5 protein-coding genes are annotated in these 8,379 nt (G+C 45.4%); 3 read left to right on the plus strand and 2 right to left on the minus strand.

Annotated elements, in window-relative coordinates:
* Window positions 1–214: 214 nt before the first annotated feature.
* Window positions 215–544, plus strand: a complete 330-nt coding sequence (locus R7F07_RS16100; protein ID WP_005377396.1) for a TusE/DsrC/DsvC family sulfur relay protein — start codon at window positions 215–217, stop codon at window positions 542–544.
* Window positions 545–546: 2 nt separating this feature from the next.
* On the opposite strand, the gene yccX is transcribed toward R7F07_RS16100, so the two are convergent.
* Window positions 547–819 carry an acylphosphatase gene (yccX, locus tag R7F07_RS16105; protein ID WP_017634611.1) on the minus strand — a complete coding sequence of 91 codons (273 nt, stop codon included), beginning with the start codon at window positions 817–819 and terminating at the stop codon, window positions 547–549.
* Between the two features lie 90 nt (window positions 820–909).
* On the opposite strand from yccX, the gene R7F07_RS16110 reads away from it, so the two are divergent.
* Entirely contained in the window at window positions 910–2,313 is a 1,404-nt protein-coding gene (locus R7F07_RS16110) for a methyl-accepting chemotaxis protein (protein ID WP_054730265.1), read from the plus strand.
* Between the two features lie 161 nt (window positions 2,314–2,474).
* A complete protein-coding gene (locus R7F07_RS16115; protein ID WP_054574168.1) occupies window positions 2,475–3,668 on the plus strand; it encodes a class I SAM-dependent methyltransferase in 1,194 nt (397 codons plus the stop codon).
* A gap of 53 nt (window positions 3,669–3,721) precedes the next feature.
* On the opposite strand, the gene R7F07_RS16120 is transcribed toward R7F07_RS16115, so the two are convergent.
* The coding region (locus R7F07_RS16120) for a Calx-beta domain-containing protein (protein WP_318110536.1) at window positions 3,722–8,379 on the minus strand (4,658 nt) is incomplete at its 5' end.

Raw genomic sequence — 8,379 nt, forward strand, 5'->3', positions numbered from 1 at the left:
GGTACTCACACCGTAAAATTTCTAACAAACTGAATAGTTTCTTATTTATTTGAATAAAAGAGCATTTATATCAAAGTGCCTAGCTCAGTCAAAAACACTCACCATTTTGTACGCTTTTGCTTCGCTCGATACGACTTCGAGATTCTTTTGTTGAGAACATTCTCGGCTGTCGCTAATCTATAAACATCCATGTTTACTTAACGGATAAAACGTTATGTTCGTTTACAACGGCAAAGAAATTGAAACGGATGCTCAAGGCTACTTATTGGATCATACTCAATGGGAAGAAGGTATGATTGAGCTTTTAGCAAAAGAAGAAGACATCGAGCTTACGGATGCTCATTTGGAAGTTGTGCATTTTGTGCGAGACTTTTATGAAGAGTTTAATACCTCCCCTGCAGTGCGTATGCTTGTGAAAGCGATGGAAAAAGCGCACGGCCCAGAAAAAGGTAACAGTAAGTATCTATTCAAGCTGTTTAAAAAGGGGCCAGCCAAACAAGCAACCAAATTAGCCGGCCTACCAAAGCCAGCTAAATGCTTGTAGATTCATAAAATTTTAAAACCGCGTAACGGCTTATACGACGCAGGTTCCTGCATCACATGCTCTACTGTTGCCGTTCGCGGTCCTTCTTGTAACCATTCCGAAAACGCAACTATTTGCGCGTCTGTTCCACACGCCATCACTTCAACATCGCCATTGTTTAGGTTCTTCGCATAACCTGTTAACCCTAGCTTCAATCCTTGATGGGAAGTATGGTAACGAAAGCCGACGCCTTGAACGTGACCTTTTACTATAAATCTCTCACACTTTACGTTCATCTTTGTACCGCTTCTTTTTACTGAGTGATATATTCTTTTCGTCTATTCACCCCACTAAGGATAGTGGGTTTTTGCACGGTTATTATAATTATGAAAGAAATTCCATTCCGCTGGATTGATAAGTATCTCATTCACTTAAAGATTCAAGAAAAGTTCTATTTGCTCTTCGTTCTCCCTCTTCTTGCTTTAGTCATTCTCACTCTCGTCCTTAATAGCGCGGCTAATACACTGATCTCAAGTATGTACCAAGAAGAGCTCATGCTTATGAAAGGTCTGATAGAGGCAGGCAACCTTTCTCAATCTCAAGTAGCAAGCCTCATCGCTGGTTCAGAAACCGTTTCTATTGGCTCTGGTTCGCAATCCGTGTCTGTTTTAAATGGTACGTACAGTTTGGTTGCGAACCATGAACTTTCTTTATGGGCTGCCCTATCAACGACTCAAGTAAGCATTATCTGTGTGAGCTTGTTTATTCTCGCTCTTGGCGTTTACTACATCATGACGTTTATTGGCGGCGCGATGTTCACGATGAACAAAGCATTAAACACTCTTGCGGGTGGCGACTTAACTGCGAGAATGAACTTCTTCCCTGTTCGCGACGAGTTTAGTGAAATTGCTATTACGATAGACAAAGTTGCAGAACGAGAGCAACAAATGGTGCTGTCGATTCAAGAGTCTGTGGCGTTAATGCAACAAATTAGCTCAGACCTGAATCAATCGATTCATCACAGTTCAGATATTTCAGCGACTCAGCAGGAACACCTCAACTCTCTTGCGAGTGCAACTGAACAGATGGCATCAACGATTCGAGAAGTCGCGACACTAGCTCACGATTCAAGCACGCAAACCGATGATGCGCGAAACGTGGCTCAGTCTGGACAAGTGAAAGTTGAGAATACGCTTCACTCGATTTCGAACCTTTCTAATGAGATTCAATCTGCGTCTCAAGCCGTTGCCGAGTTAGATGCCAATGCAGCACAAATTGATGAAGTCGTGACAACCATCAATGGGATCTCCGAGCAAACCAACCTACTTGCTCTGAACGCGGCTATTGAAGCTGCACGTGCTGGAGAACAAGGTCGTGGATTTGCGGTCGTTGCGGATGAGGTTCGCGCTCTTGCGGGACGCACTCAGCAAGCGACAGTTGAAATCCAAACGATGATTGAATCATTACAGCGTAACAGCCAGTCGCTTACTAAGCTGATGGAAGTGACAGTTAATAATGCAAATGAGGGACAAAACCTCATGACGGAAGTGAATCACGAAATCGGCTCTTTGGCAGATAAAAATCAAACTATCTCCGACAGTAGCATTCAAATTGCAACAGCAGCTGAAGAGCAAGGTGTAGTCGCGGACAATATCGCCTCAAGCGTTGAAGAGATTCGAGTTCAAGCAGATAACGTGTGCAATATGATAAGCACGACTTCACAAAACGTTGATCAACTGCGTAAGCAAAGCGACACCATGGAAACACTACTTACTGGACTTAAAGCATAGCAACGGAATCTGTTACAGCAAATTCAAATAAAAGGGTCACTTTAGTGACCTTTTTTGTATTTAAAAGTCACTACAATGTACTGGATTGCCGAGGGATATTGCTTTTACCATTCACATCCCGGACAATACGCCCCTTTCAAAATTCAACAAGAGCTAATGAAATGACAGCTGCTATCTATTTGGTTAAAGGTCGTGAGAAATCGGTCAAGCGCAAGCACCCTTGGATCTTCTCTCGAGGCATCAACAAAGTTGAGGGCGAACCTGCTCTTGGCGAAACGGTTGATGTATTCACTCACGACGGTAAATGGCTAGCTAAGGCGGCATATTCGCCAGCTTCACAAATTCGTGCTCGTATTTGGAGTTTTGATAAAGAAGAAATCGACACCGCGTTTTTCGTTAAACGACTTAAAGACGCACAACTTCTTCGTGAAGACATTATCGAACGTGATGGCCTTACGGGTTATCGCCTTATCGCAGCAGAGTCTGACGGCTTACCAGGCGTTACGATCGACCGTTACCAAAATTTCTTTGTGTGCCAACTTCTCAGTGCTGGCGCAGAACACAATAAGCAGGCTATTGTTGACGCTCTGGTTGAGTGCTTCCCTGATTGTAATGTGTACGAGCGCTCTGACGTGGCCGTTCGTAAAAAAGAAGGTTTAAAAGAGATCACGGGCGTCTTGCACGGCGAAGAGCCACCTAAATCGGTCGTCATCGAAGAAAATGGCGTAAAGATTAGTGTAGATATCGTTGGCGGACACAAAACAGGTTTCTACCTAGATCAACGTGATAGTCGCCAGCAAGCGATGAAATATATGAAAGGCAAAGAAGTTCTTAACTGCTTCTCTTACACTGGTGGCTTCGGACTTTACGCTCTAAAAGGTGATGCAAAGCGTGTGATTAACGCTGACGTGTCACAACCTGCTTTAGATACCGCAAAATTCAACGCAGAACTAAACGAGTTTGATATTTCGAAGAAGCGTGCCGTCTTCCTAAATGCAGACGTGTTTAAGCTGCTTCGTGAGTATCGTGATCAAGGAACTCAGTTCGATGTTGTGATCATGGACCCACCGAAGTTCGCAGAGAGCAAAGCACAACTAAACGGCGCATGTCGTGGTTACAAAGACATCAACATGCTAGCAATGCAAATTCTAAAACCGGGCGGCACGCTACTGACCTACTCGTGCTCTGGCTTGATGGATCAAGTTCTGTTCCAGAAAATCATCGCTGATGCAGCCGTAGACGCTAACCGCCAAGTAAAGTTTGTGGAGCGTTTTGAGCAAGCCGCTGACCACCCAACCGATACAGCATATCCAGAAGGCTTCTACTTAAAAGGTTTTGCATGTAAAGTGCTTTAGGCTACGAATAAGTAAGACAAAGCAGAAGAAAAGGGCCTACTGGCCCTTTTTCATTATGGCTCTAAGTTAACCTTAGTTAGTGCGGATAACACATCTCTCTCAAAGTCCGCATTTCCCACGATTAAATCACTAAACTCTGTCGCCCCGTTTTCTATTACGATAGTTTGAATTGAGTTTCCATCGTTATGGGTTATTTCTAGAGATAAGTCATCGCCATCAATGTTCAAGTCAATACTATTAAGAAGTTCTTCTATCGTATTGTGCCCTGCATCTTCAACTACTTCACTCAGATCTAAGGTGTCCAAATCTCTCTCAAAACCTCTAATTAGATCTGTTCCTGTATCCAAGGAGTCGTTGACCCATTTAAAGACATCTGCCTCGTTATCATTACCGATCAAGATGTCATGACTTACATCTACTTCAGCTTCAATAATATTTGCAGAGCCATTACTTGAAGCATTTACTCCTCCGTTTTCATCAATAATGAATTGCAGGGTATTCTCACTTTGATCGCCATCGTTATCCGTCAATACATAATCGAAGTCTAACGTTTCAACTGTATCACCCACCGCACCATAAAATGCATACGCACCATCGTTTAGGTCGATTTCCAGAGTATGTTTGCTGTCGATATAGATAGTAAGCTGCATCGTTGTGTCGTCAAATGCATGCGAAATACCATCGTTATTGTCAGTTACTATTAGGTCTGAACCATCAAACGAATAAGTGACACCGTCATGTTCTATTTCGCTAATATAACCACCATCTGCACCAATACCTGTATCTGGAGAAGTGGTATACATCAAGTTCCCCCCAACAGGTTGAATCACTGACTGCAACATAACCGGAGGTAATTGAGTTACGTCAGGAACCACAACACCATCAAGGTCTTGATTCAAAAAGCCATCATATGCTACGCGATCTAATTGCTCCGGCATAAGATTAACGCCCATACCATACGCTAGGGCTGTTATCTGATTATCAGGATCGGTTAGGTGATCAATCCAACTCTGCTCGCGAGCGTCGTTTATAAATGATGACGCAGGGTTTGGCTGACCATCTGACAAGAAGTAACTAACATTCGACGCACTGGTTAACTTACCTACATCATCCCATGACTGTTTTGCTTCATTTAGCGCGTTGTTATAGTTAGTCGCGCCACCCGCAGTTAGCGTCTCAATATACGCTTTGGCATCCTCGACCGTCAGCCACGTCGCAGCACCTATAGCGTAAGTGGATGCTGTACTGCTATAAGTAATAATTTGAACTCGCGTTTGACCGATAGACTCATATTGATTCAATAACTGAGTTGCCGAATCTTTCATTATCTGCAAGCGATTATCCGTTCGCATAGAACCCGAGACATCCATTATGAGCTGAACGTTGGCACTTTCTTTAGTTTCTGCAACTACATCGTGAATAATAGATGCAGAATCTGGTGAGTCATCTTCCACAATAACGTTGACCGTTGTGGAGTTAGTAAGACCACGAGCATTCGAGACAAGCACAGGCACCTCAATATTTAAGGTGTCTTCTCCAGATGGGTTGGAGTGATCAATCGGACCAAGAAGCTCCGTAGATACCACTCCAGTATCATTGACTGATATTTTGATAACCTCTTCACCGTTCGCTGAACCGATAAGCATTTGGTCGTTATTTGATAACGTCCACGTTACAGAGATACCGTTACTAGTAAGAGCTGTAGATGGTTCACTGAGCGTAACAGAATCAACGGTTTGACCCAGCGTCAATTGTTCTACATCAGTACTCGAGTCAGTTGTGTCATCAAAGCCGTTTAGAGCAGAGTCATCAGCAATGGCGTTGCTTAAGCCTTCCTCAGAAACGTTTAGAGTTACACCTTCTACGATTGGTGGGGCGTAAGGGTTGACAGAAAAGTACCCCGTTTTACTGTCACCATCATTATCAGTAATCGTGTAGTTAAAATCGATATCCCCATCGCCATAAGGTGAGGTCAAAGGCAAGTATTGGAAGAACTCCCACTTTCCAGTGCTAGGTGTAAGTTGAACTTCGAATGCAAGCTCTCCATCAGCCTCTGCAATCAGTCTATTAGAGTTTTGTGGATCGACGTATATCAACACGTCTTTACCATCTAGAGTCTCTAAACCAGCCTCACCTCCATTTAAGACTATAGAACCAGGGCCATCAGCTCCATATACAGCACCGAGGTTCCCATCCGCACTAGCAATTGGCACGCCAGAGTACGCACCTGTAAAGGTTATTGATTTAACGGTAAAGTCACTGTTGTCTTCAGTATCCGGGCCATTGCCATTACTGGTCGCCTCGAGGATGATTTTATCAAAGCCTCCCTGTTGAACATTGAAATTTGCCGCGTAATCACCACTGCTTGCGTCAGAGCTGAACGATTGCTGAGCAATTAATACACCATCTCTATAAAAAGATGCGATTCCTTTCTCAAGTTCACCACCAAACATTTTCTCAAATTCTATTTCTGCTCCGTAAGCAACTTTATTGCCTAAGTCTATGATTAACTGCTCTGATACACCCTCATTACCCGCGAATCGATAATCGACTTCGTTTTCTAATTGGAAGCCGTTGTTACCAGAACTTTTAACGCCAATCCCTTCTGATGATTGATTGATTTCAGCTGTTCCCAGCATCACAGATTCGTCAGACACAAAACCGTTTGCAGTCACAACAACATCCCCAAATGTTCGACTGGTTGCGTCTGCCTCACTTCCTGCAAAATCTATGCGCCCTGTCAGAACGTTAGGTGCACCAGTAAGCGACACATCGACGGGTTGAACAACCACAGGCACGTATGGGCAATCATCTTCAACGGCCACATTTAAGCTTTGAGATGTTGTTGTTTGTCCATCACTTACAGAAATCTGTAAATCAAAGTTGATGATGTCTTCCACATCATTAACAGGATGATCAAGTGGCTCAAACAGAGTAATAGTATAGCCCCAAGAGCCTTGACCTGAAGCTGAAGGCTCGCTCAGCACAACAGTAGCAACAACGCTCAGGTGAGCAGTTTTCGCAGTCAGCGTTTGAGTACTGTTGTCCCACGTCCACGATATAGGCTCCCCTCCTGATGTTAGGTTGTTAGGGCCTGCCAATACCACTGAAACATTCGCCGTGTCTGGATCGGCAACTGTGAATGTTCCTGAGAAACTTGCGGAGTTAGTGGTGTCTGAAGGTGATCCTGTATTATCAGGGATACCATTAGCTAAACCTTCTTCCGAAACAACTGCATTCACAACATTTGAAATAGAAGGAGGAGCATCATTATCAATAATCGTCGCCGTACCCGTATCACTGCCTTGTACTGCGGCAATGCCGGTTACTGTCACACTGAAATCTTCAGGGCCTTCATAAACGGCGTCATCAATGGAAGCAATGCGCACATCAAATTCGGTTTGCCCAGCTGGCACCGTTACCACGCCATCATTTGGTACTGCAACCCAACCGGAGCCTGTGTTGTATTCTAAGGTGCCTAAGTCTCCAACTTCGGTGTCACCTAAGTTCAGGCCTAGCTCGACTTGAACAGTGGACTCGGAGGCATTCGACAGCGTCACTTTGAAGTTCGCTGTCTCACCCTCATTGATGGTGCCAGCGTCTGAAATAGTCACGCTTGGACGGTCATCATCCGGATCAGGGCCCGGACCCGTGCCATCGTCCACTATCGTTGCCGTACCCGTATCACTGCCTTGTACTGCGCCAATGCCGGTTACTGTCACACTGAAATCTTCAGGGCCTTCATAAACGGCGTCATCAATGGAAGCAATGCGCACATCAAATTCGGTTTGCCCAGCTGGCACCGTTACCACGCCATCGTTTGGCACTGCAACCCAACCGGAGCCTGTGTTGTATTCTAAGGTGCCCAAATCTCCAACTTCGGTATCGCCAAGATTAAGACCCAGTTCCACCTGCGTTTCCGCTTCAGACGCGTTCGATAGCGTCACTTTGAAGTTCGCTGTGTCACCCTCATTAATGGTGCCAGCATCTGAAATTGTCACGCTTGGACGGTCATCATCCGGATCAGAGCCTGGACCCGTGCCGTCGTCCACTATCGTTGCCGTTCCCGTATCGCTGCCTTGCACTGCGCCAATGCCAGTCACCGTCACACTGAAATCTTCAGGGCCTTCGTACACCGCATCATCAATAGAAGCAATGCGCACATCAAACTCAGTTTGCCCCGCTGGCACCGTTACTACGCCATCGTTTGGCAATGCAACCCAACCGCTTCCCGTGTTGTATTCTAGGGTGCCCAAATCTCCAACTTCGGTATCGCCAAGATTAAGACCCAATTCCACTTGCGTTTCCGCTTCAGACGCGTTCGATAGCGTCACTTTGAAGTTCGCTGTGTCACCCTCATTAATGGTGCCAGCATCTGAAATTGTCACGCTTGGACGGTCATCATCCGGATCAGAGCCTGGACCCGTGCCGTCGTCCACTATCGTTGCCGTTCCCGTATCGCTGCCTTGCACTGCGCCAATGCCAGTCACCGTCACACTGAAATCTTCAGGGCCTTCGTACACCGCATCATCAATGGAAGCGATACGCACATCAAACTCAGTTTGCCCTGCTGGCACCGTTACTACCCCATCGTTTGGCACTGTCACCCAACCACTTCCCGTGTTGTATTCTAGGGTGCCTAAGTCACCGACTTCGGTATCGCCGAGATTAAGACCCAACTCTACTTGCGTTTCCGCTTCAGACGCGTTCG

The organism is Vibrio sp. YT-16 (assembly GCF_033337405.1).
Taxonomy (GTDB): domain Bacteria; phylum Pseudomonadota; class Gammaproteobacteria; order Enterobacterales; family Vibrionaceae; genus Vibrio; species Vibrio alginolyticus.